Here is a 25156-nt window from a genome sequence, read left to right as displayed (position 1 = left end):
GGGATATTGCAAGAAATCAGAGGGTGTGACGCTTTTGTTGCAGCGGCCCATAATGGCTTTTCTCCCATTCATGCCCACTGGTGCCACCATGCATTCCTCGCAGACCCCTCCATTGTTCGTGCGCCCATTGATCGCACTCCTGTCCCTGGCTTTCGCCGGCACCCTGGCGCAGGCCGCACCAGTGGCCGATGTGCACGCCCTGGCACAGAAAGAGCAGCAGCCGCTGCTCGACACGCTGCGCGACCTGGTGCACATCGAATCGGGCAGCAAGGACATCGAGGGCCTGAACCAGATCGCCGCGTTGATTGCCGGGCAACTCAAGGCACAGGGCGGCACCGTCGAGATCCTGCAGCCCACCGACATCTATCGTCTGGACGACACGCCCGAGAAGGTGGGCCCGGCGGTGCATGCCGAGTTCAAGGGCACCGGCACGAAGAAGATCCTCTTCATCGCGCACATGGACACGGTGTATCTCAAGGGCATGCTCAAGGACCAGCCCTTTCGCATCGATGGCGGCAAGGCCTACGGCCTGGGCATCGCGGACGACAAGCAGGGCGTGGCCACCATCCTGCACACCGTGGGCCTGCTGCAAAAGCTCGGCTTCAAGGAGTACGGCACGCTCACCGTGCTGATCAACGGCGATGAGGAAATCAGCTCGCCCGGTGCGCGCAGCACCATCACCCGCGTCGCGGCCGACCAGGATGCGGTGTTTTCCTTCGAGGGCGGCGGCACGGACGGCAGCCTGCGCCTGGCCACCAGCGGTATCGGTGCGGCCTACCTGACGGTGCAGGGCCGGGCCTCGCACGCCGGTGCCTCGCCCGAAAAGGGCGTGAATGCGCTCTACGAACTGTCGCACCAACTGCTGCAGCTCAAGGACCTGTCCAGGCCGGAGCAGGGCCTCAAACTGAACTGGACGGTGGCCCAGGCCGGCACCAACCGCAACGTGATTCCCGCCGAGGCCACGGCCCAGGCGGACGCCCGCGCCCTGCGCGTGTCGGACTTCGACGGGCTGGAAAAAGAACTGCAGGCCAAGGTGCAGACCAAGTTGCTGCCCGAATCCAAGGTGTCGGTGAAGTTCGAAGTGCGCCGCCCGCCGCTGGAAGCCAACGACGCCTCGCGCCGCGTGGCCGGCCACGGCAAGGCCATCTACCAGGAACTGGGCCTGCCCCTGAACGTGCTGGACAAGGCCACCGGCGGCGGCACCGACGCGGCGTTCGCCGCGCTGAAGACCCGCGGTGCCGTGGTGGAGGGCATGGGCCTGTCGGGCTATGGGGCGCATTCCAACAACGCCGAATACGTGCAGATCGACACCATCGTGCCCCGGCTGTACCTGGCCACGCGCATGGTGATGGACATTTCGCGCGGCGTGCTCAAGTAAGCCGATGGCGTCGCGGGGCAAGGAAGATTCCACTCCGCAATTCACAGTTTTTTGGTAGAAAACTATCCATATTGCATGGCTAAACGGCAGCAATATTGATATATTTCTGTGCATATGCAGCCGCAATGCACGCTCCAGATCCACGCCCAGGGCCGGTGGCACGACGCCGCCAGCGTCCTGCTGATGGGTGATCCCGCCCAGGGCTGGCGCACGCCCAGCTACACCGGCTATGCGGTGGAATGGGCTGTCGAGCACGGTGGCCGGCGCGATGCCTGGGCGCTGGCCAGCGGCTTTGCCACCGGGCTGGAGCCGCTGGAGCTGCGCCAGTGGCCCGGCTTTCTGGCGGACCTGCTGCCCCAGGGCCATGGCCGCGAAGAGCTGCTGCGCCAGCTGGGTCTGCCCGAGGCGTCGGAAGCCGTGGCCGACTGGCCGCTGCTGCTGGCCGGGGCCGGCAACCCCATCGGCCACCTGCGGGTGAAAGAGGCGGCCGACTGGCTGCAGGCGCGCACCGGACCGCGCCGCGGCTTCACCGATGCCGAGGTGGCCGAGCGGTCGTCCGACTTCATGGACTACCTGGGCCGCCACGGGCTTTTCGTGGCCGGATCGTCGGGCGTGCAGGGCGAATGGCCCAAGGTGCTGCTCACGCGCTCGGCCAGCGATGGCCTGCTGCACCTGGACCATTCGCTGCCCGACGGCGAGGCGGCGGCGCATTTCATCGTCAAGTTCGGCCGCGGCACGAACGAGCGGCTCGCGGCCATCCTGCGGCACGAGGCGCCCTACATGGACATCGCTCGGCACCTGGGGCTGCGCGTCCACGCGCCGCTGCTGCTGCGCGACCGGGCGCTTTTCATTCCGCGCTTCGACCGCATTGCCGGTGATGCCGCGCAGGGCTCGGGGCAGGGCCGCGGCGTGGTGCGGCTGGCGCAGGAAAGCATCGCCACGCTCACCGGCCGGGCGGGATTCGGCGCCGTGCCCTCGCACGAGGAGGTGTGCCGCCAACTGGCCCGCGTGTGCACCGATCCTGCTGCCGAAGTGGCGGAGTACCTGCGCCGCGACGTGGCCAACCTGGCGCTGGGCAACAAGGACAACCACGCGCGCAACACGGCCGTGCAGCGCGGTTTCGACGGGCGCATCGCCCTCACGCCGGTGTTCGACTTCGCGCCCATGTACCTGCACCCCGATGGCATCGCACGGCGCATGCGCTGGGCGGTGGGCGACGACGGTGCGCCGGACTGGCGCCGGGTGCTGGACACCGTCGCCGCCGAATGCGGACTGCCGCGCGCCCCGCTGGCCCAGGCCTTGCGGGACCTGGCCGGCCCCCTGGAAGCGGTGGCGCGCGACGGCGGTGGCTTCGGCCTGGAGCCGGAGGTGCACCGCTTTCTGCAGCCCGCCATCGCGGCCCAGCTGCAGGCACTGCAGGCCCTGTGACATCAACACTTGAAAAGCGGGCCCCTTTCGCATGGACAAACGCTACACCCCCCTTCCACTGGCACAGCAACTGCTGCTGCGCCGCCAGGCCGTGCAGGACCTGCTGGACCACCCGCAATGGACCTTGCGCGAGTCCATCCGCCATCTGCGCAGCACCTTGCGGCTGACCTCGGCCGAACTGGCGCGTCTGGCGGGCATCTCGCACCGCGCGCTGCAGGACATCGAGCAGGGCCGCAGCCCGGGCACGGTGCAGACGATGAACCGCATCCTGGGCGTGCTCGGTCTGCGGCTGGGGGTGGTGCGGGCACCGGTGGAGCCCGTGGCGCCGGACGACGGCGGTGGCCCCGTTGCCTGACGGGCCACAATGCGCGGCACACAACGCGCGGCATTCTGTTTGCTATCAATTTAATAGCTGTATGCCCTAGTGTTGATTGTGCTGGTGGCCATTTTGGCTTGAACCCCTCCACGGGGTCACCCGAGCGACCGCCTGCGCCTGCGGCGCCTTCACAATGGCCCGATGACCTCACAGAAAGAACACATGCTGGCCGGCCGGCTCTACCACGCCGGCGATCCCGAACTCCAGGCCGACATAGCGGCCAACAAACGCTGGCTCGTGCGCTACAACGCGGCACTGGCCGCAGACCCCGCCGAGCGGCGCGCGCTGCTGGCCGAGCACCTGGGCTTGGTGGGCGAGGGGGCCGTGGTGCGCCCGCCGTTCCACTGCGACTACGGCTTCAACATCCACCTGGGCACGGGGGTGTTCCTCAACTTCAACTGCGTGATCCTGGATGTGGTCGAGGTGCGCATCGGCGACGGCACGCAGATCGGGCCGGGCGTGCAACTGCTTGCGGCGGACCACCCGCGGTCGCCGCAGGAGCGGGCCCAGGGCCTGGAGTTCGGCCGCCCGGTGACCATCGGCCGCAACGTGTGGATCGGCGCCGGCGCCCTGGTGATGCCCGGCGTGACGGTGGGCGACGACGCGATCATCGGCGCGGGCAGCGTCGTCACGCGCGATGTGCCTGTCGGCGCCACCGTGGTGGGCAACCCGGCCAGGGTGCTGCCGCCGCGCCAGGGCTGAAACACCGGCGCAGGGAGACGCCCGCCTCGCATGCCCCTTCGCTTGCCAGATCTTTTTCATGCAACTAATAATGTTGCATGAAACAAGACAGCAAGCTATCCGGCGTTCTCCACGTGCTGCTGCACATGGCCGAGAACGACACCCCGTCCACCTCCGAATCGCTGGCGCAGGCCATGCACACGCATCCCGTCGTCGTGCGACGGGTGATGGCGGGCCTGCGCGAGGTGGGCTTCGTCGCCTCGGCCAAGGGCCATGGCGGCGGGTGGGTGCTGTCGTGCCCTCTGGAGGAGGTGAGCCTGGCCGACATCCACCGCGCCGTGGGCGAGCCGCCGTTCCTGGCAGTCGGCCACCGCACCGAGCGCCCGGAATGCCTGGTGGAGCAGGCGGTGAACGCCGCGCTCGACGGCACTTATCGAGAGGCCGAGGCGCTGCTGCTGGCGCGCCTGGAGCAGATCACCCTGGCCGATCTGTCGCGCGACTTCCACCGCCGCTTCGCCCAGAGCGGCCTGTCGATGAAGGAGGTGTCCCATGCGGTTTGATGCCTTGGTCATCGGCGGCAGCTTTGCCGGACTGTCCGCCGCCATGCAGATCGCTCGCGCCCGGCGCAGCGTGTGCGTGGTGGATGCGGGCGCGCCGCGCAACCGCTTCGCGGCGGCGTCGCACGGGTTCTTCGGCCAGGACGGCGAGCGGCCGCAGGACATGATCGCGCTGGCGCGCCGCCAGCTCCTGGCCTATCCGTCCGTCACGTTCAAGGCGGGAACGGCCACGCAGGCCCGGGCCATCGGCCCGGCAGGTGAGGGCGGTGACGGTGGATTCGCCGTGACGCTGGATTCGGGCGAGTCGCTGGCCGCCCGCAAGCTGCTGCTGGCCACCGGCGTGCGGGACGAACTGCCCGCCGTCGACGGCCTGCGCGAGCGCTGGGGTGCCACCGTGCTGCATTGCCCGTACTGCCACGGCTACGAGGTCGGTGGCCGACCGCTGGGCACGCTGTACGCCGCGCCCGCCTCGGTGCACCACGCGCTGCTCGTGGCCGACTGGGGCCCGATGACGCTGTTCCTGAATGGCCATGAAGCTCCCGATGCCGAATCGCTGGCGCAACTGGCTGCCCGCGGCATCGCCATCGAGCCGGCGCGCATTGCGGGCCTGGAAGGGGACGCGCCCGCCTTGTCGGGCGTGCGCCTGGAAGATGGCCGCCGGGTGCCGATCGAGGCGCTGTTCGTGCCGCCGCGCACGCACATGGCCAGCCCGCTGGCCGAGCAGCTGGGCTGCGCCTTCGACGAGGGGCCGGCCGGCCTGGTGATCCGCACCGATGCCACGCAGCAGACCACGGTGCCCGGTGTGTTCGCCGCGGGAGACGCGGCCATGCCGGGCCACAACGCGACGCTGGCATCCGCCAACGGGCTGATGGCGGGCGTGTGGCTGCACAAGGCGCTGGTGTTCGGGACGTGATGCCCGGGAGCCGGAAGACGGCCCGAAACCGCGGGAGGGAAGAGGGGAGGAAGAGGAGTGCGGCGGCGCTGTGGCGGCCGCCTCGCCATGGGCTGCAAGGCCCCGCTGCCGCAGCGCGGGGCCGCCGCGCCGCTCAGAGAATGATCTTGAGCAGCACGAAAACGACGACGCCGGCGCCCACGCACATGAGCACGCGCTTGCCCTGCGGCATGGGGTTTTTCTTGAGCGAAAAATAGGTGCCGACGCCTGCGCCGATCGAGATGCCGAGAATGGATGCAACGGACATGGGATTCCCTCTGAAGAGTGATGAATGGGTAGGAAGGGGAGGGAAGGTGCGGCCTGCGGCGTCAACCGCATTGCGCAAGGAAAGGCGCGAGTCTAAAGAGCACGGCGCCGCCGACCTGTAACCTCCGGTAATGCGCTCGGACATGGTTGCCAGATTGCTATATGAATGATAGCTATCTGCCGGCGTGGAATCTGCGCCGGGGCCCTGCCGAAGCAAGGCCCGCCGCGCCGCGTTCAGTCCTCTTCCGACTCACCCAGGAATCCGCCGCTCTGGTGGCCCCAGAGCCGGGCATACACACCGCCCTGTGCCAGCAGTTGTGCGTGCGTGCCTTCTTCGATGACCTGCCCCGCATCCAGCACGATGAGGCGGTCCATCGCGGCGATGGTGGACAGGCGGTGGGCGATGGCGATCACCGTCTTGCCCTGCATCAGCCCGTCCAGGCTCTGCTGGATGGCGGCCTCGACCTCGGAGTCCAGCGCGCTGGTGGCCTCGTCCAGCAGCAGGATGGGCGCATCCTTGAGCATCACCCGCGCGATGGCCACGCGCTGGCGCTGGCCGCCCGAGAGCTTCACGCCGCGCTCGCCCACGTGGGCGTCGTAGCCGCGACGGCCCTGCAGGTCGGTCAGCGTGTCGATGAAGTCCGCGGCCTGCGCCCGAAGGGCGGCCGCGTGCAGGTCCTGCTCGCTCGCGTCGGGCCGGCCGTAGAGGATGTTGTCGCGCATCGAGCGGTGCAGCAGGGAGGTGTCCTGCGTGACCATGCCGATCGCCTGGCGCAGGCTGTCCTGCGTCACGTGGGCGATGTCTTGCCCGTCGATCAGCACACGGCCGGTCTGCACGTCGTGAAAGCGCAGCAGCAGGTTCACCAGCGTCGATTTGCCGGCGCCCGAACGGCCGATCAGGCCGATCTTCTCGCCCGGCCGGATGGTGAGGTTCAAGCGGTCGATGACCGGCTTGCCGCCCTGGTAGGCGAAGGTCACGTTGTCGAACCGCACCTCGCCGCGCGGCACGGCCAGGGGGCGCGCATCGGGCGCGTCCACCACCGTGCGTGGCCGGGTGAGGGTGTTGATGCCGTCCTGGATGGTGCCCACGCTCTCGAACAGCGTGGTCATCTCCCACATCACCCAGTGGGCATGGCCCGACACGCGCAGCGCCATCGCGGTGACGGCCGCCACCGCGCCCGCGCCCACCTGGCCCAGCGACCACAGCCACAGGGCCGTGCCGCAGGCGCCCATCATCATGGCCACCACCAGGAGGTGGTTCACGATCTCGAACCGGCTCACCAGGCGCATCTGCGCGTAGCCCGTGTGCTTGAACGCATCCATGGCCGCGCGGGCGAACTCGGCCTCGCGCCGGGTGTGGGAGAACAGCTTGACGGTGGCGATGTTGGTGTAGGCGTCGGTGATGCGCCCGGTCATCACCGACCGCGCGTCGGCCTGCGCCTTGCCCACCTGGCCCAGGCGCGGCACGAAGTACCAGCACGCCAAGCCGTAGCAGACGATCCACAGCAGAAAGGGCACCAGCAGCCGCAGGTCGAAGCCGGCGGCCAGCAGCAGGATGGTGAACAGGTACACCCCCATGCCGATCACCACGTCGGTCGTGGTGAAGATCATGTCGCGCACGGCCAGGGCCGTCTGCATGATCTTGGTGGTGATGCGGCCCGCGAACTCGTCGGCATAGAAGGCCATGCTCTGGCCCAGCATCAGCCGGTGGAAATTCCAGCGCAGGCGCAGCGGGAAATTGATGGCCAGCGTCTGGTGCTTGACGCTGGTCTGCACCGCCACCAGCACGATGCTGCCCAGCAGCATGCCGATCACCAGCGCCAGCGTGCCCCGGCGCTCGGCCCACAGCGCCGCGGGGCTGACCTGGGTGAGCCAGTCCACCACATGGCCCAGCACGGCGAACAGCAGGGCCTCGTACACCGCGATGGCGGCCGACAGGCCCGCCATCATCACCACGTAGCGGCGCAGCCCGCGTGTGCCGGACCACACGAAGGCCATGAAATCCTTGGGGGGCAGGGTGGGTTCGTTGCCGGGGTAGGGGGGAAGTCGCTTTTCGAAAAACTCAAACACAGGCTCAACTCCTTGGGCCGCCATCGTAAGGGGCCGCGGTCGGCCGTGTGCCCGCGGGGTCTTGGCGCGGCCGTTTCGCCATCCCGATCCTTCGATCGTGTCCGACGTGTTGCGCCTTGTGCCGCTGCATAGAATCCCCCCGCAGGGCGGCCGGGGCGGCCGGGGCGGCCGGGGCGAACGGCAGGCGCGCCGCCCGTGTCCTGGGCGCTCTTTCTTTTGCGCTCTTTCCGGCGTCGATCAATCTTTGGAACAAAGGCTTTCATGCTTGCACCGCAGCAGTGGATTTGGGGCGTGGTCGCCGTGGCGACCAGTGCGGTCATCCTTCGCCCCTGGCGCCTGCCCGAAGCGGTGTGGGCCGTGGCGGGCGCGCTGGCGCTGGTGGGTTTCGGGCTGCTGCCGGCCAGCCAGGCCTGGAAGGGCGTGCTGCGCGGCGAAGACGTGTACCTGTTCCTGGCCGGAATGATGCTGCTGTCGGAGATGGCGCGCCGCGAAGGCGTGTTCGACTGGCTGGCGGCCCTGGCGGCCCGCCGTGCCGGCGGCTCGGGCAGCCGGCTTTTCACCTGGGTCTATCTGGTGGGCACGCTGGTCACCGTGTTCCTGTCCAACGACGCGACCGCGGTGGTGCTGACCCCCGCGGTGTTCGCCGTGGCCCGCGCGGTGGGTGCCTCGCCGCTGCCCTACCTCTTCATCTGCGCCTTCGTCGCCAATGCGGCGAGTTTCGTGCTGCCCATCTCCAACCCGGCCAATCTGGTGCTCTGGGGCGGGCATATGCCGCCGCTGCCGCAGTGGCTGGCGCTGTTCGCGCTGCCTTCGCTGGCGTCCATCGCCGCGACCTTTCTGGCGCTGCGGTTCGCGCTGCGCCACCGCATCGACGCCACCATCCGCACCGAAGTGCCTCCCAGTCCCTTGAGCCGGGGCGGCGCCCTGGCGGCCGCCGGTCTGGCCGTGTCGGTGGTGGTGCTGGTGGCCTGCGCGTGGCTGCGGGTGCCGCTGGGCTGGCCCACGCTGGGGGCGGCCCTGGTGACCTTGGCGCTGCTGCGCATCGGGTGCGGCAGCGCTGTCTGGCCCACGGTGCGCTCGGTGTCCTGGAGCGTGCTGCCGCTGGTGGCGGGGCTGTTCGTGTTCGTGCAGGCCCTGGAGTACACCGGCGTGGTGGGGCTGCTGGCCGATGCCTTGCGCAAGGCGGCCACGGCTTGGCCGGGCGGCGCGGACGTGGGGGTGGGCGCCTTGCTGGGCATCGCCGCCAATCTGGTCAACAACCTGCCCGCCGGCCTGCTGGCGGGGGCGGCGCTGGATGCCGCGAACGCCTCGCCGTCGATGCGGGCCGCGGCGCTGATGGGCATCGACATCGGGCCCAACCTGTCGATCACGGGTTCGCTGGCCACGCTGCTGTGGCTGGCCGCATTGCGGCGCGAAGGCCAATCGGTGAGCGGCTGGCAGTTTCTGCGGCTGGGCGCCTGGGTGATGCCCCTGGGGCTGGGCGCGGCGCTGTTCACCCTGTGGATCACGCAGGTCGCGCTGCGCTGATCGATTGGCTGTGTCAACGCGGCCCTTCGGCCGATGCCCGAAGGCCTATCGGTACACCACGGTGATGCGCGGCACGGCCTTGACCCCGGGCTGGCGCGAGAGGAAATCCGACAGGAACGCGATCAGGCTCTTTTCGCACAGCGCCATCACGGCCGGGTCCGATGCCATGGCCGCGCCTTGCTTGGCCGCGCGCTGCGACGCCTCCTGCGTGAGGCGGATGACCGCGCCCTTGTTGTCGGTCAGCAGGCCGCCCGACAGCACGCGGTGGCGCAGCTGGCTGATGGCGGGGGTCGCCACCAGCGTCGGCTTGGCCAGGTGGATCTCGATGCCGGCCGGGGTGCTGCGCAGCTCGTAGCTCTGGGGCCGCAGGTCGTAGCCGAACGAGTATTCGGCCGAGTACCAGATCGCCACCACGCCCGTGGAGGCCAGGCCCAGCACGGATTTTTCGACGATCTGGGTGGTGCCTTCCTCGCGCACCACGGTGGCCGCCATGAGCTTCATCTGCTCCGACAGCGATTGCTTGCCCACCGTGAGGTAGTCGGTGTAGCGCGTGTAGCCCAGCAGTTGCTCGGTCTTCTGGCTCACCTCCTGCTGCAGCTGCGCGACCTGCGCGCGTGCGGCGCGCATGCGGCCCTGCGCCACCCACCAGGCCGTGGCGGCGATGGCGGCCAGCATGGCCAGCAGCAGGGTCAGGAAGGTGAGGCGGGCACGTGACATAAGCAAGGAAGAGGCGAAGAAGGTGCGAAGAAGGCGGGGCAGGGCAAGGCGCAGAGCATAGCCGGCTGGCGCGACAGTCCGGTCCGGCAGGGTGGGCCCATGTCGCGCATGGGTTTTCGGGGAAAACATCCGCAGGCATAATTGAGAACTAATCGCATTTTGAAATCAAGGCAAACGATGGCTGGCAGCACTGCAGCGTCCCGCCTGCATGTGGTCTCGCGCATCGCGGCCGGCATGCTGGGCGGCTACGCGTTCACCTGGGGGTTCATCGCGCTGTGCGTGGGCCTGGCATTCGCGGCAGGCATGCCGTTCCACGATGCCGAGGCCATGGGCTACATCGTGGGCTTCATCGTGTTTTTGGTGGCCTTCCTGTGGGCCTTTTCGGATTCCCGGCTCGGCCGCGTCTGGCTGGTGCTGGCGGGGGGCGGCGCCCTGATGGCCGGCACCGCGTCGCTGCTGCAGATGGCCCTGATCTGACCGGCCCCTGTGCCGGCGGTTTTCGTGTCCGTCCCGTTGCCGTGTCGGTCCTGTCTGTGCTGTCTTTAGCGGAAAGGCATTTGTCCCGTGTTCCAGAATTTTCGGCTCACCATGGCCTGGCTGCACACCTGGTTCGGCCTGGTGCTGGGCTTCGTGCTCATGGTCGTTTTCTTCTTCGGCTCGCTGTCGGTGTTCGACCGCGAGATCGACCGCTGGGCCATTCCTGAAACCCGGTTCGCCCCGCAGCCCATGCCGTCGTTCGACCGCGTGCTGCAGCCAGCCTTCCAAACCATGACGCGGCCCGATGCCGCCAACCTCGAGGCGGCGCGCAGCCGGGTGAACGGCCCGCTGGCCGACACCTTCCCCGTCGTGAACAGCTGGGGCGCCTACACCACCCACCGCGATCCGGTGCTCGGCATGTTCGCCAGCTTTGCCCTGCCCAACGCCAAGGACGCGGACGACCAGGTCTGGGGCACGCGCACCATCGACCCGCGCAACGGCCAGCCGCTGCCGGACGACCACCTCAAGATCGGCAGCCGGTTCTTCTACCCGCTGCACTACAGCCTGCACCTGGAATGGAAGAGCCTGGGCTACTGGATCGTGGGCTTCGCCGCGCTGATGATGCTGGTGGCGCTGGTCAGCGGCGTGGTCATGCACCGCAAGATCTTCCGCGAGATGTTCACCTTCCGGCCGCGCAAGCACACCCAGCGCAGCGCCCTCGATCTGCACAACCTGACCGGCGTGGTGGCGCTGCCGTTCCATTTCATCTTCGCGCTGTCGGGCCTGGTGATCTTCGGCGGCATCTACTTTCCCGTCACCGAAACCCAGCTGCATCCGCTGCACGAACTGCATGAACAGCACGAAGCGCTGGAGACCGGCCTGCCGGCCAAGCGCGCGGGCACGCCCGGCACGCTCGCCTCGGTGGACGCCATGGTGGCCGAGGCCCAGCGTCGCTGGGCCGCCAAGGGCATGGCGGGCGAGGTCGGCTACCTGAACGTGCAGCACGTGGGCGATGCCAATGCCTACGTGAGCGTGTTCCGCGCAGGCACCGACCGCGTCACGCTCACGGGCGAGGGCATCCACTTCAAGGGCGCCACCGGCGAGGTGCTGCGCGAAGACCCGCCGCCCACGGCGGTGGCGGGCATCAACAATTTCCTCACCGGCCTGCACCTGCAGCATTTCCGGCACTGGCTGCTGCGCTGGCTGTACGTGCTGGGTGGCCTGTCGGGCTGCGTGTGCATCGCCACCGGCTTTATCTTCTTCGTGGAAAAGCGCAAGCGCCAGCACGCCAGGCAAGGCCTCTCCGGCGCGCGCTGGGTGGACGCCTTCGCGGTGACCACCGTGACCGGCATGCTCATCGCCACCTTTTCCATGCTGATCGGCAACCGGGTGCTGCCGACCGATCTGCCGGGCCGGGGCAGCTGGGAGCAAGCCGTGTTCTGGGGCGCCTGGGTGCTGGCTTTCCTGCATGGCGTGTGGCGCACGGCCCCGGTGGCGCAGGCCCGCATGGCGCCGGCCTGGAGCGAGCAGTGCTGGGCCGCTGCTGCGCTGGCGGTGGCGGCGGTGCTGCTGAACTGGGCGACGACCGGGGACCACCTGCTGCGCACCATCGCCAACGGCTACTGGCCCGTGGCCGGCATGGACCTGGCGCTGCTCGCCAGCGCGGCCCTCGCCGTGGTGGCCGCGCGCAGGCTTCGCCGCCGCGCGCTGGGCGCCGCCGCGCCGCAGGCCCGCGCCGCGCAGGGCGTGCCGGAGGCCACCCGTGCTTGACGCGCTGCTGTTGCTGGCTGCGCTGGCCGCCAATGGGGCCGGTCTGGGCTGGCTGGCCCTGGCCATGGGGGTGCACTGGGCACAGGCACTGGGCGATGGCGTGCCGCAGCCCCGGCGCACCGTGGCGCAGTTGCGCTGGGCTGGCGTTGCCGCGCTGGCGGGATCGCTGGCCTTGTGCCTGAGCGTGGACCACGGCTCGATGGCCTCGCTGGTCTGGGTGATGGCGCTGGCGGGCGCGGCGCTGTGCATCGCCTTCACGCTGGCCTGGCGCCCGCGCGTGCTGGGTCTTCTGGTTCCGTGGGTGCGAGCCCGCGGGGCAGACGCCGCCAGGGGCTGACCGGGGAGCGCAGGCTTCCTGCCTGTTTCACGCTCGCGCGCGGGTGCCGTGCAAAAAAGAAAACCCGCCGAAGCGGGTTGGAAAAAACAGCCCAGGAGGGAGGAGGAGATCAATCAAAGCGGGCTGCCTGGGTGCCATGATTGCGGCGCCAACTTAGGCGTGGCTTAAATCCCTCGGGGCTTTTCTTTCTTTCTTTTGCCTGCCGGCATGCCACGCTATTCGGCGCTTTCCCTGAACTGCACCACGTTCCCTTCCGGATCGTGCCCGTCGCAGGCCCGGAAGCCGCGGGCTTCCCACTCGCGCTGCGCGGGGCTCAGCCCGCCACCCAGTGCCACTGCGGCGTCGCGGGTGGCGGCCAGGCTGTCAACGGCAAAGAACAGCTTGACGGGCACTTCGGTTCTGCGGGCCGGGGGGGTGGACGCCGAGGCCGCCCCCGCAGCGGACCGTGCCGCCGCGGGCATGCTGTGCACCACCAGCTGGACATCGTCCGACTCCAGCACGATGTGGCCGGGCTGCCGCTCGACCAGCCGCATGGACAGCAGCACCTCGTAGAAACGGGCGACCTTGGGCAAGTCCCTGGCGAAAATCACGGCGCCGGATTTGGGTCGGCTCATCTCGGGCTCCCTCTGTGTGGTTATGGGCAGCGGCGATTGTGCCGGGCAGAGGGGCGGCTGTCACCGCACCAGGAACACTACCGCCACCACGACCACCCCCAGCGCCAGATTGATCCCCACCCAGGTGCGGATGGAAGCCAGTGCCTTGCCGCCGGCGGCCCAGTCGCTCGCCGCCACCGCGCGCTGCAGGCGCTTGAACAGCGCGAACCGCACGTGGCCGAACAGGGCCATCATCACGATGCCCAGCGTGGCCATGATCGTCCACGACAGCGGCATGGAAAACCGGCCGCCCGACTGCGCCGCGGCGCGGGCGACGTTGCCGATCATCCACAGCCCGCTGGACAGCACCAGCACGACGGCCACCAGCACCGCCCCCAGAAAACGCTGCAGCACGCCGTGCATCAGCGCCACGCGCTGGGCAGGCTCCAGCGCCTGGGCCGCCGGGCGCAGGAAGAAATGGGCGAAGGCCATGCCCCCCAGCCAAACGATGATCGCCAGGACATGGACCAATTGGAGCGCGTTGTACAGCATGGGGCAACTTTCTGAGGGGTTCGGGAGCCGGGACGGGCGCCCAGGCAGGGCGCCAGGGCGAGAGGATAGGGCGCCAACACCGGTGCGCGCACGGCAATGGCTATGGAAAACGGCCAAGCCATTGTTACAAAAAAGAACATCAAGGCTATTGACGCCAAAACCGACGTCGATTGTGGCTATCCTCGTGGGTTATCGTGGACGGATTCCCCGCGCCGCGCCCGGGATTTCCTCCATCTGCCCATGACGCTTCCGAAAGCACTGCGATTGCAACGCTGGCCTTGGCTGCCAGGGCTGCTCTGCGCGCTGGTCGGCACCGCCGCCAGCTGGGCGCTGTGGCAGCAGCAGAGCGACTCGGTGGCGCGCATCGCACGCGAGCGGTTCACCCAGGAGGCGCGTTCGTTCACCACGGCGCTGGAGAGCCGCATCGCCTCGCACACCGAACTGGTGGTCGGACTGCGCAGCCTGTTCCTGGTCAACCCGCGCCTGGGGCGCGCCGATTTCGAGCACGCGGCGCGCGAGCTGCGCCTTGCCCAGCACTATCCCGGCGTCAAGAACGTGGCCTTCACCCGCTTTGTGCCGCATGCCGACAAGGAGGCCTACGAGGCCCGGGTGCGCGCCGATGACCTCGCGCGAACGGGCGCTCCGTCCACGTTCGCCATCCGCCCGCCCGGAGACCGGCCGGAATACCACGTGGCCGACTACATCTGGCCCATCGCGGGCAACGAGTACGTCGTGGGCCTGGATGTCGGCTCGCTGCCGGCCACCATGGCGTCCATTCGCTACAGCCGCGACACCGGGCAGATCGTGGCCTCGGAGCCGTTCGACCTGCTGCAGGAGCGCGACAACCGCGCCGGCTTCGTGATCCGGCTGCCCGTGTTCGACGACGGCGCGGGCGGCGTGCGCCGCTACGTCGGCTCGGTGGCCGCCACGATCCGCTTCTACGACATGGTGAAGGCCCTGCAGTCCGAAGGCCAGTTGCGGGGCGTGGGCATGTCGGTGCGGGACATCGGCTCGGTGCGCGATGCTTCTGCGTCCTCCGAGCGGCCGCTGCTGGCGCTGGAAAGCGGCGTGCGGCCCGCCTTGGAGCGCTACGAACGCGAGCTGCGCGTGCACGACCGGCGCTGGCGGCTCACCTTCCAGCCCCTGCAGCCCTTCCTGTCGCGGTCGGAGGCGCAGTTGCCGGCGATCATGGGCGGTGGCGGATTGCTGGTGACGGCCCTGCTGTCCGCGCTCATCACGCTGCTGGTGCGCCGTCGCACCCAGGCCGTGAGTTTTGCCACCGCCGCCGGCTCGGCCTTGCGCGAGAGCGAAGAGCGCTTTCGCGCGCTGTTCAACCAGGCCGCCGTGGGCGTGGCGCAGGTCGAGGCCGACAGCCGCCGCTTCGTGCGGGCCAACAGCAAGTTCTGCGACATCCTGGGCTACACCGAGGCCGAGCTGTCTTCCAAGGCGGTGGGCGACATCACGCACCCCGACGACCTGGCCGCCGGCGAGTCGCTGATGCAGCAGATCGCCGCGGGGCTGATCGAAGAGTTCCGCTACGAAAAGCGCTACTTCCACAAGGACGGGCGCGTCATCTGGGCCGACCTCACCGTGTCGCCCATGCGCATGCCCGGCGACCCGGCCCACCACTGCATCGCCGTGGTGCAGGACATCACCGAGCGCAAGCAGATGGAAGAGAGCCAGCGCGACAGCGAGCTGCGCCTGCGCGGCATCCTGTACCGCCTGCCAGTGGGCGTGTGCCTGGTGCGCAAGGACGGCGTGGTGAGCTTTCGCAACGAGCGCTTCGTGCAGATCTGCGGCTACACCGCCGAGGACGCCCCCACGGTGGACGACTGGTGGCGCCTGGCGTTTCCCGATGCGGCGCAGCGCGAGCGGGCCATCGCCGACTGGCTGGCCGTGTGCGCCGAGCCGCCCGGCAAGGAGGCCGTCGCGCCGCGCGAGCACGCCATCACCTGCAAGGGCGGGCAACTGCGCACGGTGGACCTGGCCGGCGTGGCGCTGGGCGACGACCGCCTCATCACCGTGGTGGACATGAGCCAGCACAAGGCGGCCGAGGAAGAGATCCGCTACCTCGCCTACTACGACCCGCTCACCCAGCTGCCCAATCGCCGGCTGCTGCTCGACCGGCTGCAGCAGGCCCTGGCCGCCAGCACCCGCAGCCAGCGCTGCGGCGCGGTGCTGATGCTCGACCTGGACAACTTCAAGACCCTGAACGAAACCCAGGGCCACGAGCGCGGCGACATGCTGTTGCGCCAGGTGGCGCTGCGGCTGCGCGACTGCGTGCGGACCGAGGACACCGTGGCGCGCCATGGCGGCGACGAGTTCGTCGTGGTGCTGGAAGACCTGGGCGACAGCCCCGAAGACGCCGCCGCGCGCGCGGAGGAGATGGGCCAGAAGATCCTGGCGGCCCTGCGCCGCCCGTTCGTGCTGGAGGGCGAGGCCCACCACAGCACGCTCAGCATGGGCGTGACCATCTTCCAGGGCGTGCGCGAGACGGTGGACGAACTGCTGCAGCGCGCCGACCTGGCCATGTACCAGGCCAAGGCCGGCGGGCGCAACAGCCTGCAGTTCTACGATCCGCAGATGCAGGCGTCGGTGGCGGCCCGCGCGGCCCTCGAATCGGACCTGCGCGAGGGCATCGCGCTCCAGCAGTTCGAGCTGTTCTACCAGCCGCAGATGGACAACGGCCGCATCACCGGCGCCGAGGCGCTGCTGCGCTGGCGCCACCCGGTGCGCGGCTTCGTCTCGCCGGCCGATTTCATTCCCCTGACCGAAGAGACCGGACTCATCCTGCCGCTGGGCGAATGGGTGCTGCAGGCGGCGTGCGCTCAGCTGGCGCGGTGGGCGCAGCGGCCGGCGCTCTCGCACCTGGGCCTGTCGGTCAACGTGAGCGCGCGCCAGTTCCACCAGAGCGGCTTCGTGGGCCAGGTGCTGGCGGCGCTGGCGAGCACCGGGGCGGATGGCCGCCGGCTCAAGCTGGAGATGACCGAAAGCCTGCTGCTGCAGGACGTGGAGGACACCATCGACAAGATGGCCCAGCTGCGCGCCTATGGCGTGGGTTTTTCGCTCGACGATTTCGGCACGGGCTATTCCTCGCTCGCCTACCTCAAGCGCCTGCCGCTGGACGAACTGAAGATCGACCAGAGCTTCGTGCGCGACGTGCTCACCGACCCCAACGACGCCGCCATCGCGCGCACCATCGTCGCCCTGGGCACCAGCCTGGGCCTGCGCGTGATCGCCGAGGGCGTGGAGACCGAGGCGCAGCGCGCCTTCCTGGCGCGCAACCAGTGCTACGTGTGGCAGGGCTACCTGCTCAGCCCGCCGCTGCCGGTGGACGGCTTCGAACGCCTGGTGATCGACCACGCCGCGGGCCAGAGCCCGCTGATCGTGTGATGGGCACCGGCCGGCGCCCGCCACGCCGTAACGCCTGCGGGTCCGCTGGCCCCTGCCGATCGCTTCGAGCCCTTCCATGTTCGAGCTGAAAACCCTGGCGCTGTACGCCGTCACCGCGCTGGCGGAGATCGTGGGCTGCTACCTGCCGTGGCTGTGGCTGCGCCAGGGCGCGAGCCCCTGGCTGCTGGTACCGGCCGCCGCCTGCCTGGCGCTGTTCGCCGGGCTGCTCACCCTGCATCCGGCCGCGGCCGGGCGGGTGTATGCGGCCTATGGCGGCGTCTACGTGGCGGTGGCCATCGGCTGGCTCTGGGCGGTGGACGGCGTGCGCCCCAGCGCGTGGGACCTGGCGGGCGTGGCCGTCACCCTGGCCGGCATGGCGATCATCGCCTTCGCGCCCCGCGCTGGCTGATGCTACTTTTTTGATAGCTATATGCCCTAGTACTGATTGCGCTGGAGGCCTTTTTGGCTTGAAGCGGCGGCGGCTGTAGGAGCGGGCCGTTTCCCTGGCAGTCGCGCCACCCCGGCACGGTATCATCCGGGGCTTGGCCACGCTGGCCCGCCCGGCGGCGCGGCCGCGCCGTTTTGAGCGCTCCAACGCCCCCAGCCCGCCCACAGACCCGTGCGTCTCAACTCCATCAAACTCGCCGGCTTCAAGTCGTTCGCAGAACCCACCAACTTCATGCTGCCGGGCCAACTGGTGGGCGTGGTGGGCCCGAACGGCTGCGGCAAGTCCAACATCATGGATGCGGTGCGCTGGGTGCTGGGGGAGTCCAAGGCCAGCGAGCTGCGCGGCGAGTCCATGCAGGACGTGATCTTCAGTGGCACCACCAGCCGCAAGCAGGCCAGCCGCGCCAGCGTGGAGCTGGTCTTCGACAACGCCGACCACCGCGCCGGCGGGCAGTGGAACCAGTACGGCGAGATCGCCGTCAAGCGCGTGCTCACCCGCGACGGCAACAGCAGCTACTTCATCAACAACCAGCCCGTGCGCCGGCGCGACGTGCAGGACGTGTTCCTGGGCACGGGCCTGGGGCCGCGGGCCTACGCGATCATCGGCCAGGGCACCATCAGCCGCATCATCGAGTCGCGCCCCGAAGAGCTGCGCCTGTTCCTGGAAGAGGCCGCAGGCGTCTCCAAGTACAAGGAGCGCCGCCGCGAGACCGAGAACCGGCTGTCGGACACGCGCGAGAACCTCACGCGGGTCGAAGACATCCTGCGCGAGCTGAACGCCAACCTGGAGCGCCTGGGAAAGCAGGCCGAGGTGGCCGCCCGCTACAACGCGCTGCAGGCCGACGTCACCCTCAAGCAGCACCAGCTGTGGTTCTTGAAGCGCGCCGATGCCGAGGCCGAGCAGGCCAAGGTGCGCGCTGACGGCCTGCAGGCCGTGAACGACCTCGAATCGCGCATGGCCGACCTGCGCTCGGTCGAATCCGACCTCGAAACCATCCGACAGGCGCACTACGCCGCGGGCGACCACGTCAACCAGGCCCAGGGCAAGCTCTACGAGGCCACGGCCGAAGTGGGCCGCCTGGAGGCCGAGATCCGCTACGTGGTCGAAGGCCGCCAGCGCGTGGAGCTGCGCCTCGCCCAGCTTGCCGAGCAGATCGCGCAGTGGTCGGCCCGCAAGGAAGAGGCCGAGCACGAGATGGAGAACCTTGCCGGCGCCGGCGTGGACGCCGACGAGCGCGCCGAACTGCTGGCCGCCCAGGTCGAGGAACAGGCCCTGCAGCTGCCCGACCTCGAAGAGGCGCTGCGCCAGGGGCAGCAGCGCGCCAACGAGCAGCGCGGCGCCGTGGTGCAGGTGCAGCAGCAGATCGGCGTGCTGGCCGCCGAGCAGCGCAGCATCGACGAGCAAAGCCGCCAGCTCGATGCCCGCCACGAACGCCTGCGCACCGACCGCAACGCGCTGGCCGCGCCCGACGAGGCCCGGCTGGTCAACCTGCGCGGCCAGCTCGATGCCGCCCAGGAGGGCGCCGAAATGGCCGAGGCCCGGCTCGCCGAACTGCAGGAATCCGTGCCGCAGCTGGACGAAGACCGCCGCACCCGCCAGCAGGCCGTGAACGTGGAAAGCGCCCGCCAGGCCGACCTGTCGGCACGCATGGAGGCGCTGAAGGCGCTGCAGGAAAAGGTCAAGACCGATGGCAAGCTGCAGCCCTGGCTGGCGCGCCACGGCCTCGACGGCCTGCAGGGCCTGTGGAGCCGCATCCACATCGAGCCCGGATGGGAGAACGCGCTGGAGGCCGCGCTGCGCGAGCGCCTGGGCGCCCTCGAAGTCAGCCGGCTGGACAGCGTGCGCGGCTTTCTCGGCGCCGGCGGCAACGATGCGCCCCCGGCCCGGCTGGCCTTCTACACCGCGCCGCCCGCCGGCATCCCGGAGCCCACCGGCGCCGCCACCCGCCTGTCCGACCTGCTGCGCCTGGGCGATGCCGGCCTGCGCGCCGTGCTCACCGACTGGCTGCAGGGCAGCTACACCGCGCAGACGCTCGACGAGGCCCTGAACCGCCGCCCCACGCTGCAGCCCGGCGAGGTGGTCTACGTGCCCACGGGCCATGCGGTCAGCGCGCACAGCGTGAGCTTTTATGCCCAGGACTCCGAGCAGTCCGGCCTGCTGGCCCGCGCGCAGGAGATCGAGCACCTCGAAAAGGAACTGCGCGCCCAGGCCCTCATCAGCGACGAGTCGCGCACGGCCCTGGTGCGCGCCGAGTCGGCCTACGCGGACGCCTCGCAGCGCCTCGTGGCCGCTCGCCGCGAAGCCAGCGAGGCGCAAAGCCGCGCCCACGAACTGCAGGTGGAAACGCTGCGCCTGACCCAGCTGGCCGACCAGGCCCGCGCGCGCAGCGAGCAGATCGGCGCCGACCTGGCCGAGGTCGAGGCGCAACTGGCCGACCTGCAGGAGCGCCGCGTGACGGCCGAGGCGCGCTTCGAAGAGCTGGACATGCAGCTGGCCGACAGCCAGGAGCGCCACGCGCAACTGGACGAGCGCGTGATCGCCGCCGAGCGCAAGCTCGCCGAATGCCGCGAGCAGCAGCGCAGCCTGGAGCGCCAGGCGCAGGAGGCCACGTTCTCCCGCCGCAGCCTGGAGGCGCGCCGGGCCGAACTCGCCCGCACGCTGGACACGGCGGGCAGCCAAACCCGCGCGCTGGCCGACGAGCAGCAGCGCGCCCGCGACGAGATGGCGCGGCTGTCCGACGCCGCGGCGCAGGGTGGCCTGCAGCAGGCGCTGGACCTCAAGATGGAGCGCGAGAAAGCCCTGGGCGCCCAGCGCAGCGAATACGACGACCTCACCGCCAAGCTGCGCGCGAGCGACGAGCGCCGCATGCAGCTGGAGCGCGCGCTCGATCCGCTGCGCGCCCGCATCACCGAATTCCAGCTCAAGGAGCAGGCCGCGCGCCTGGGCCTGGAGCAATACACCACGCTGCTGGCCGATGCGCAGGCCGACCTGGAGGCGGTGGCGCAGTCCATCGAGGCCGGCGGCGTGCGCTCGGCCGGCCTGCAAAGCGAGATCGACCGCCTGCACCGCGAGATTGCGGCCCTGGGCGCGGTCAACCTCGCCGCGCTGGAGGAGCTGAACCTCGCGCGCGAGCGCAAGACCTTCCTCGACTCGCAGACCGCCGACCTGACCGAGGCCATGAACACGCTGGAGGACGCGATCCGCAAGATCGACGCCGAAACCCGCGAACTGCTCTCGGGCACCTTCGAGACGGTGAACGGCCATTTCGGGCGCATGTTCCCCGAGCTGTTCGGCGGCGGCAATGCGCGCCTCATCATCACCGGCGACGAAATCCTCGACTCCGGCGTGCAGGTGATGGCGCAGCCGCCGGGCAAGAAGAACCAGACCATCCACCTGCTGTCCGGCGGCGAGAAGGCCCTGACCGCCATCGCGCTCGTCTTCGCCATCTTCCAGCTCAACCCCGCGCCGTTCTGCCTGCTGGACGAAGTGGACGCGCCGCTGGACGATGCCAACACCGAACGCTATGCCAAGCTCGTGTCCAGCATGAGCAGCGGCACGCAGTTCCTTTTCATCAGCCACAACAAGATCGCCATGGAAATGGCCGAACAACTGATCGGCGTGACCATGCAGGAGCAGGGCGTCTCGCGTATCGTGGCCGTGGACATGGAGTCCGCGCTGTCCATGGCCGATGCCTGAACCCCCAGAAGCCGCACGTTTTTTCACCATGAGCAACTTCCAACTCGGCCTCATCATCGCGGGCGGCGTCGTTCTGGCGGCCATCGTCGCCTTCAACGCCTGGTCCGCCCACCGCAACGCCCCCAAGCGCGCGAAACCGCCCGAGCCCGACGGCGCGGCCGAGCCCGCGCTGCGCCAGGAGCCCGCCTTCGATGCCGGCGGCGCCCCGGTCGAGGGCGCCGATGTGCCCGGCGCAGGCACGGACCCGTCCTTCGACGGCCACACCGTGGACCTGCGCGATGCGATGCAGCTGCCCGTGCCGCCGTCCGAGCGCCGCGGCGGGCTGGACCCGCTGATCGACGCCATCGCCCCGCTGGTGGCCGAGCAGATCGTCTCGGGCGACGCGGCCCTGGCGGCCCTGCCGCCCACGCGCCGTGCGGGCAGCAAGGCCTTCGCCATCGAGGGCTTCAACGAATCCACCCAGCAGTGGGAGACGCCCGTGGCCGGCCAGCGCTACAGCCACTTCCAGGCCGGCGTGCAGCTGGCCAACCGCGTGGGTGCGCTCAACGAGATCGAGTTCTCGGAGTTCGTGGTCAAGGCCCAGGGCTTCGCCGACGCCATCAACGCCGCGGCCGACTTTCCCGACATGCTGCACGAGGTGGCCCGCGCCCGCGAGCTGGACCAGTTCGCGGGCGATCACGACGCGCAGCTGGCCTTCGTGCTGCGCGCGCGCCATGCGGCCTGGAGCCCCGGCTACGTGCAGCAGAACGCCGTGCGCCTGGGGTTCACGCCGGGCGCCATTCCCGGCCGGCTGGTGCTGCCCGCGAGCGGCCCGGGCCTGCCGCCGGTGCTCACCCTGGCCTACGACACGCAGTTCGCCCTGTCCGACGACCCGGAGCAGTCGGCCATCCGCGACATCACGCTGAGCCTGGACGTGGCCCAGGTGCACCGCTCCGAGCAGCCGTTCGCGCGCCTGCGCGAGGTGGCCGCCGCCCTGGGCGAGGCCATGGACGGCGCGCTGTGCGACCAGAACGGCACGCCGCTGCCCGCCATGACCATGGACCCCATCGCCGCCGACCTGGAGCTGCTGTACGACAAGCTCGACAGCCGCGAGCTGTCGGCCGGCTCGCTGCTGGCGCGCCGCCTGTTCAGCTGAGTGGCCGGTCATTTCGGCCGAAAGGACACCCCATGCGCTGGTGGCACGTGCTGTTTCCCCCGGTGGTGGAAACACCCCAGGGGCTGTTTCGCCCCTCGAACGCCGTCCTGGACCGGTGGTTGCCAGCCATCGGGTGCCTGGTGGTCGCGGGTGTTGCGCTGTGGCAGTACCGGACGATCGGCCGGTTCAACTACTTTGGGCTGGTCTACCTGGGGTTGTTCATCGCCCCCGCCATCGCCGGTTGGCGTGCCCGGCGCCAATTCGGCCGCATGGGCAAGCCCCTGGTGCGCATCGACGGTTCGGAAGTCTTCCTGAGCCTGCCCCAGAACGTGCGCCCCGGCCACGTGCAGGTGCCGCTGGCAGATGTCCGGGCCATCGTGGTCAAGGGTACGCCGGGCCAGCGCAGCTACGTGTTCGAGCGCCACGCGGGCGAGCCCATCGAGGTGCGCCCCGGGTTCGGTCGGCTCGATGCGCGGGTCGTGGATTTCCTGCAGCGCGCCATGCCCGCTGCCATTCCTGTGAACGTGCAGGAGCCTCCTACTTTTCTGGGTTCCATCCGTGGTGACTGATTCCAAACCTTCCGCAGCCGGAGCGCTGCCCCTGCAAGCCGCCGAGGCCGTCGACGCGCTGCGCGCCCAGTTGAACCGCTGGGCCCACCAGTACTACGTGCTCGACGAGCCCACGGTGCCCGATGCCGAGTACGACCGGGTGTTCCGTGAGCTGCAAGCGCTGGAAGAGGCCCACCCGGACCTCGTCACCCCCGACTCGCCCACCCAGCGCGTGATCGGCGCGGTGATGGAGGGCCTGTCGCCCGTGCGCCACCGCGTGGCCATGCTCAGCATCCGCACCGAGACCGACACCGAAGCCAGCGGCGCCCGCACCTTCGATGCCCGCGTGCGGCGCGAGCTGAAGCTGGCCGAGGGCGATGCCCCCGTCGAATACGTGGCCGAGCCCAAATTCGACGGCCTGGCCATGAGCCTGCGCTACGAAAACGGCCGCCTGGTGCAGGCCGCCACGCGCGGCGACGGCGAGGTGGGCGAGGACGTGACGCACAACGTGCGCGCCATCCGCCAGATTCCCCTGACGCTGCCCACGGGCGGCAAGAACGGCGCCCCCCCGGTGCTGGAGGTGCGCGGCGAGGTCTACATGCGCCGCGCCGACTTCGACCAGCTCAACGAACGCCAGCGCGAGGCCGGCGGCAAGACCTTCGTCAATCCGCGCAACGCGGCGGCGGGGGCGGTGCGGCAGCTCGATTCGGGCATCTCGGCGCAGCGGCCCCTGAGCTTTTTCGCCTACGGGCTGGGCGATGTCACGCCAGCCGGCGAGGGCGGGCCCGACTTCGGCACGCACTACGACATGCTGCAGGCGCTGAAAGGCTGGGGATTCCCCGTGGCCGCGCAGGTGCGCGTGGCGCACGGCGCCGACGAACTGATTGCCTTCCACCAAGCGATCGGCGCGTCGCGCGACCGCTTGCCCTACGACATCGACGGCGTGGTCTACAAGGTCAACCGCCTGGACCTGCAGCGCCAGCTGGGCTTCGTCACGCGCGAGCCGCGCTGGGCCGTGGCGCACAAGTACCCCGCGCAGGAGATGGTCACGCGCATGGACGGCATCGATGTGCAGGTGGGCCGCACCGGCAAGCTCACGCCCGTGGCGCGGCTGGCACCGGTGTTCGTGGGCGGGGTGACCGTCACCAACGCCACGCTGCACAACCTGTTCGAGCTGCGCCGCAAGAAGGCCCGCGTGGGCGACCAGGTGATCGTGCGGCGCGCGGGCGACGTGATTCCCGAGGTCGTGGCCGTGGTGCCGCCGGCGCTGGGCGCGGCCATGCCGGCGCCCGAGCCCGTCCGTGAAGACGCCGCCGCCGCGGCGGCCACCGATGCGCTGGTGGACCTGGTCGATCTGGCCGACGCCGCCGGCAGCGATGCGCCCGTCAGCCTGCCGGCACCGCCGCGCCATCCCTACGTGCCCAACTTCCGCATGCCCCGCCAGTGCCCCATCTGCGGCAGCACCGTGGTGCGAGAGAAGGGCGAAGTCAACCACCGCTGCTCGGGCGGCCTGTTCTGCGCCGCACAGCGCAAGGAAGCCATCCTGCACTTCGCCGCGCGCCGCGCCATGGACATCGAAGGCCTGGGCGACAAGCTGGTGGACCAGTTGGTCGAGGGCCAGGTCATCCGCACCTTGCCCGACCTGTACCGCCTGGGCCTCACCGCCCTCAGCAGCCTGGAGCGCATGGCGGAAAAGTCGGCCCAGAACGTGCTCGCCGCGCTGGAGAAATCCAAGCAGACCACCTTGCCGCGCTTTCTGTTCGGCTTAGGGATTCGCCACATCGGCGAGGCCACCGCCAAGGACCTGGCACGCCACTTCGGCGGCCTAAACGCGATCATGGACGCCAGCGTGGAGCAGTTGCTGGAGGTGAACGACGTCGGTCCCATCGTGGCCGAGTCCCTTCGCACCTTCTTCGACCAGCCGCACAACCGTGAGGTGGTGGAGCAACTGCGCGCCTGCGGCGTCACCTGGCCCGAGGGCGCGCCGGCCGAGCGGGCCGTGCTGCCCCTGGCTGGCCAGACCATCGTGCTCACCGGCACCTTGCCCACCCTCAGCCGCGACGAGGCCAAGGACCTGCTGGAGGCGGCCGGCGCCAAGGTGGCGGGCTCGGTCAGCAAGAAGACCAGCTACGTCGTCGCCGGCGAGGAGGCCGGCAGCAAGCTGGTGAAGGCGCAGGAGCTGGGCGTGCCCGTGCTCGACGAGGCCGGCATGCTGGCCCTGCTGGGCCGCGAGAGCGCATGAGCATGCGCGGTCGCTACTGTGCGTTTGCTATGT

Annotated in this window: 21 protein-coding genes; 16 read left to right on the top strand and 5 right to left on the bottom strand. The window is 69.7% G+C overall.

What is annotated here, in order from left to right; genetic code table 11:
* Positions 1-88: 88 nt before the first annotated feature.
* The 6 genes from AVAK2825_RS14245 to AVAK2825_RS14220 all read left to right on the top strand — a co-directional run bounded on the left by AVAK2825_RS14245 (position 89) and on the right by AVAK2825_RS14220 (position 5333).
* The gene (locus tag AVAK2825_RS14245; RefSeq protein ID WP_284399830.1) at positions 89-1378 is read left to right on the top strand and encodes a M20/M25/M40 family metallo-hydrolase; all 1290 of its coding nucleotides are present in this window, start codon (positions 89-91) and stop codon (positions 1376-1378) included.
* A 114-nt stretch (positions 1379-1492) separates the two neighbouring features.
* The gene (locus tag AVAK2825_RS14240) at positions 1493-2806 is read left to right on the top strand and encodes a type II toxin-antitoxin system HipA family toxin (RefSeq protein ID WP_284399827.1); all 1314 of its coding nucleotides are present in this window, start codon (positions 1493-1495) and stop codon (positions 2804-2806) included.
* Positions 2807-2837: 31 nt separating this feature from the next.
* The gene (locus tag AVAK2825_RS14235) at positions 2838-3161 is read left to right on the top strand and encodes a helix-turn-helix domain-containing protein (RefSeq protein ID WP_284399824.1); all 324 of its coding nucleotides are present in this window, start codon (positions 2838-2840) and stop codon (positions 3159-3161) included.
* A gap of 162 nt (positions 3162-3323) precedes the next feature.
* Positions 3324-3884, top strand: coding sequence for a sugar O-acetyltransferase (locus AVAK2825_RS14230; protein ID WP_284399823.1), 561 nt, complete (start codon positions 3324-3326; stop codon positions 3882-3884).
* Between the two features lie 77 nt (positions 3885-3961).
* On the top strand, positions 3962-4423 hold the full coding sequence (locus AVAK2825_RS14225) for an Rrf2 family transcriptional regulator (RefSeq protein ID WP_284399819.1): 462 nt from the start codon (positions 3962-3964) through the stop codon (positions 4421-4423).
* On the top strand, positions 4413-5333 hold the full coding sequence (locus AVAK2825_RS14220; RefSeq protein ID WP_284399816.1) for an NAD(P)/FAD-dependent oxidoreductase: 921 nt from the start codon (positions 4413-4415) through the stop codon (positions 5331-5333). The genes AVAK2825_RS14225 and AVAK2825_RS14220 overlap by 11 nt, the downstream gene beginning before the upstream one ends.
* A 133-nt stretch (positions 5334-5466) precedes the next feature.
* Here AVAK2825_RS14220 and AVAK2825_RS14215 read toward each other — a convergent pair whose 3' ends face one another.
* A complete protein-coding gene (locus AVAK2825_RS14215; RefSeq protein WP_272569550.1) occupies positions 5467-5619 on the bottom strand; it encodes a hypothetical protein in 153 nt (50 codons plus the stop codon).
* Positions 5620-5852: 233 nt separating this feature from the next.
* Complete coding sequence (locus tag AVAK2825_RS14210) at positions 5853-7688, bottom strand: ABC transporter ATP-binding protein (protein ID WP_284399811.1); 1836 nt, start codon at positions 7686-7688, stop codon at positions 5853-5855.
* Between the two features lie 261 nt (positions 7689-7949).
* Between AVAK2825_RS14210 and AVAK2825_RS14205 the strand changes: the two genes are divergently transcribed.
* Complete coding sequence (locus AVAK2825_RS14205; RefSeq protein ID WP_284399810.1) at positions 7950-9215, top strand: SLC13 family permease; 1266 nt, start codon at positions 7950-7952, stop codon at positions 9213-9215.
* Positions 9216-9260: 45 nt separating this feature from the next.
* Here AVAK2825_RS14205 and AVAK2825_RS14200 read toward each other — a convergent pair whose 3' ends face one another.
* Positions 9261-9932: a hypothetical protein gene (locus AVAK2825_RS14200; protein WP_284399807.1), complete on the bottom strand. Its 672-nt coding sequence runs from the start codon at positions 9930-9932 to the stop codon at positions 9261-9263.
* Between the two features lie 177 nt (positions 9933-10109).
* Between AVAK2825_RS14200 and AVAK2825_RS14195 the strand changes: the two genes are divergently transcribed.
* The 3 genes from AVAK2825_RS14195 to AVAK2825_RS14185 all read left to right on the top strand — a co-directional run bounded on the left by AVAK2825_RS14195 (position 10110) and on the right by AVAK2825_RS14185 (position 12516).
* The gene (locus AVAK2825_RS14195; protein WP_284399802.1) at positions 10110-10409 is read left to right on the top strand and encodes an iron uptake protein; all 300 of its coding nucleotides are present in this window, start codon (positions 10110-10112) and stop codon (positions 10407-10409) included.
* Between the two features lie 87 nt (positions 10410-10496).
* The gene (locus AVAK2825_RS14190; protein WP_284399800.1) at positions 10497-12179 is read left to right on the top strand and encodes a PepSY-associated TM helix domain-containing protein; all 1683 of its coding nucleotides are present in this window, start codon (positions 10497-10499) and stop codon (positions 12177-12179) included.
* The gene (locus AVAK2825_RS14185; protein ID WP_284399799.1) at positions 12172-12516 is read left to right on the top strand and encodes a DUF3325 domain-containing protein; all 345 of its coding nucleotides are present in this window, start codon (positions 12172-12174) and stop codon (positions 12514-12516) included. The genes AVAK2825_RS14190 and AVAK2825_RS14185 overlap by 8 nt, the downstream gene beginning before the upstream one ends.
* A gap of 215 nt (positions 12517-12731) precedes the next feature.
* Here AVAK2825_RS14185 and AVAK2825_RS14180 read toward each other — a convergent pair whose 3' ends face one another.
* A complete protein-coding gene (locus tag AVAK2825_RS14180; protein ID WP_284399796.1) occupies positions 12732-13130 on the bottom strand; it encodes a VOC family protein in 399 nt (132 codons plus the stop codon).
* A gap of 60 nt (positions 13131-13190) precedes the next feature.
* Positions 13191-13661, bottom strand: a complete 471-nt coding sequence (locus AVAK2825_RS14175; protein WP_284399794.1) for a CopD family protein — start codon at positions 13659-13661, stop codon at positions 13191-13193.
* Positions 13662-13901: 240 nt separating this feature from the next.
* On the opposite strand from AVAK2825_RS14175, the gene AVAK2825_RS14170 reads away from it, so the two are divergent.
* The 6 genes from AVAK2825_RS14170 to ligA all read left to right on the top strand — a co-directional run bounded on the left by AVAK2825_RS14170 (position 13902) and on the right by ligA (position 25123).
* Positions 13902-17054 carry a bifunctional diguanylate cyclase/phosphodiesterase gene (locus AVAK2825_RS14170; protein ID WP_284399793.1) on the top strand — a complete coding sequence of 1051 codons (3153 nt, stop codon included), beginning with the start codon at positions 13902-13904 and terminating at the stop codon, positions 17052-17054.
* 76 nt (positions 17055-17130) lie between these two features.
* Positions 17131-17463, top strand: a complete 333-nt coding sequence (locus AVAK2825_RS14165) for a YnfA family protein (RefSeq protein ID WP_284399792.1) — start codon at positions 17131-17133, stop codon at positions 17461-17463.
* A gap of 210 nt (positions 17464-17673) precedes the next feature.
* Positions 17674-21198: a chromosome segregation protein SMC gene (gene smc, locus AVAK2825_RS14160; RefSeq protein ID WP_284399791.1), complete on the top strand. Its 3525-nt coding sequence runs from the start codon at positions 17674-17676 to the stop codon at positions 21196-21198.
* Positions 21199-21226: 28 nt separating this feature from the next.
* Positions 21227-22333, top strand: coding sequence for a cell division protein FtsZ (locus tag AVAK2825_RS14155; protein ID WP_284399790.1), 1107 nt, complete (start codon positions 21227-21229; stop codon positions 22331-22333).
* A gap of 32 nt (positions 22334-22365) precedes the next feature.
* Complete coding sequence (locus AVAK2825_RS14150; protein WP_284399789.1) at positions 22366-22902, top strand: hypothetical protein; 537 nt, start codon at positions 22366-22368, stop codon at positions 22900-22902.
* On the top strand, positions 22892-25123 hold the full coding sequence (ligA, locus tag AVAK2825_RS14145) for an NAD-dependent DNA ligase LigA (RefSeq protein WP_502870541.1): 2232 nt from the start codon (positions 22892-22894) through the stop codon (positions 25121-25123). Before AVAK2825_RS14150 ends, ligA begins: the two co-directional genes overlap by 11 nt.
* Positions 25124-25156 lie beyond the last annotated feature (33 nt).

Source organism: Acidovorax sp. SUPP2825 (genome assembly GCF_030158995.1).
Taxonomy (GTDB): Bacteria; Pseudomonadota; Gammaproteobacteria; order Burkholderiales; family Burkholderiaceae_C; genus Paracidovorax.
Note: the sequence above shows the minus strand (reverse complement) of the source record. Positions and strands in the feature narration are given on the sequence as shown.

Bases quoted from the DNA above. Each gene is read 5' to 3' on its own strand.
- AVAK2825_RS14215 (WP_272569550.1), bottom strand. From the start codon at position 5,619: ATGTCCGTTGCATCCATTCTCGGCATCTCGATCGGCGCAGGCGTCGGC.
- AVAK2825_RS14175 (WP_284399794.1), bottom strand. From the start codon at position 13,661: ATGCTGTACAACGCGCTCCAATTGGTCCATGTCCTGGCGATCATCGTT.
- AVAK2825_RS14245 (WP_284399830.1), top strand. From the start codon at position 89: ATGCATTCCTCGCAGACCCCTCCATTGTTCGTGCGCCCATTGATCGCA.
- AVAK2825_RS14235 (WP_284399824.1), top strand. From the start codon at position 2,838: ATGGACAAACGCTACACCCCCCTTCCACTGGCACAGCAACTGCTGCTG.
- AVAK2825_RS14195 (WP_284399802.1), top strand. From the start codon at position 10,110: ATGGCTGGCAGCACTGCAGCGTCCCGCCTGCATGTGGTCTCGCGCATC.
- AVAK2825_RS14230 (WP_284399823.1), top strand. From the start codon at position 3,324: ATGACCTCACAGAAAGAACACATGCTGGCCGGCCGGCTCTACCACGCC.
- AVAK2825_RS14155 (WP_284399790.1), top strand. From the start codon at position 21,227: ATGAGCAACTTCCAACTCGGCCTCATCATCGCGGGCGGCGTCGTTCTG.
- AVAK2825_RS14180 (WP_284399796.1), bottom strand. From the start codon at position 13,130: ATGAGCCGACCCAAATCCGGCGCCGTGATTTTCGCCAGGGACTTGCCC.
- AVAK2825_RS14205 (WP_284399810.1), top strand. From the start codon at position 7,950: ATGCTTGCACCGCAGCAGTGGATTTGGGGCGTGGTCGCCGTGGCGACC.
- AVAK2825_RS14200 (WP_284399807.1), bottom strand. From the start codon at position 9,932: ATGTCACGTGCCCGCCTCACCTTCCTGACCCTGCTGCTGGCCATGCTG.
- AVAK2825_RS14170 (WP_284399793.1), top strand. From the start codon at position 13,902: ATGACGCTTCCGAAAGCACTGCGATTGCAACGCTGGCCTTGGCTGCCA.
- AVAK2825_RS14150 (WP_284399789.1), top strand. From the start codon at position 22,366: ATGCGCTGGTGGCACGTGCTGTTTCCCCCGGTGGTGGAAACACCCCAG.
- AVAK2825_RS14165 (WP_284399792.1), top strand. From the start codon at position 17,131: ATGTTCGAGCTGAAAACCCTGGCGCTGTACGCCGTCACCGCGCTGGCG.
- AVAK2825_RS14240 (WP_284399827.1), top strand. From the start codon at position 1,493: ATGCAGCCGCAATGCACGCTCCAGATCCACGCCCAGGGCCGGTGGCAC.
- AVAK2825_RS14220 (WP_284399816.1), top strand. From the start codon at position 4,413: ATGCGGTTTGATGCCTTGGTCATCGGCGGCAGCTTTGCCGGACTGTCC.
- AVAK2825_RS14225 (WP_284399819.1), top strand. From the start codon at position 3,962: ATGAAACAAGACAGCAAGCTATCCGGCGTTCTCCACGTGCTGCTGCAC.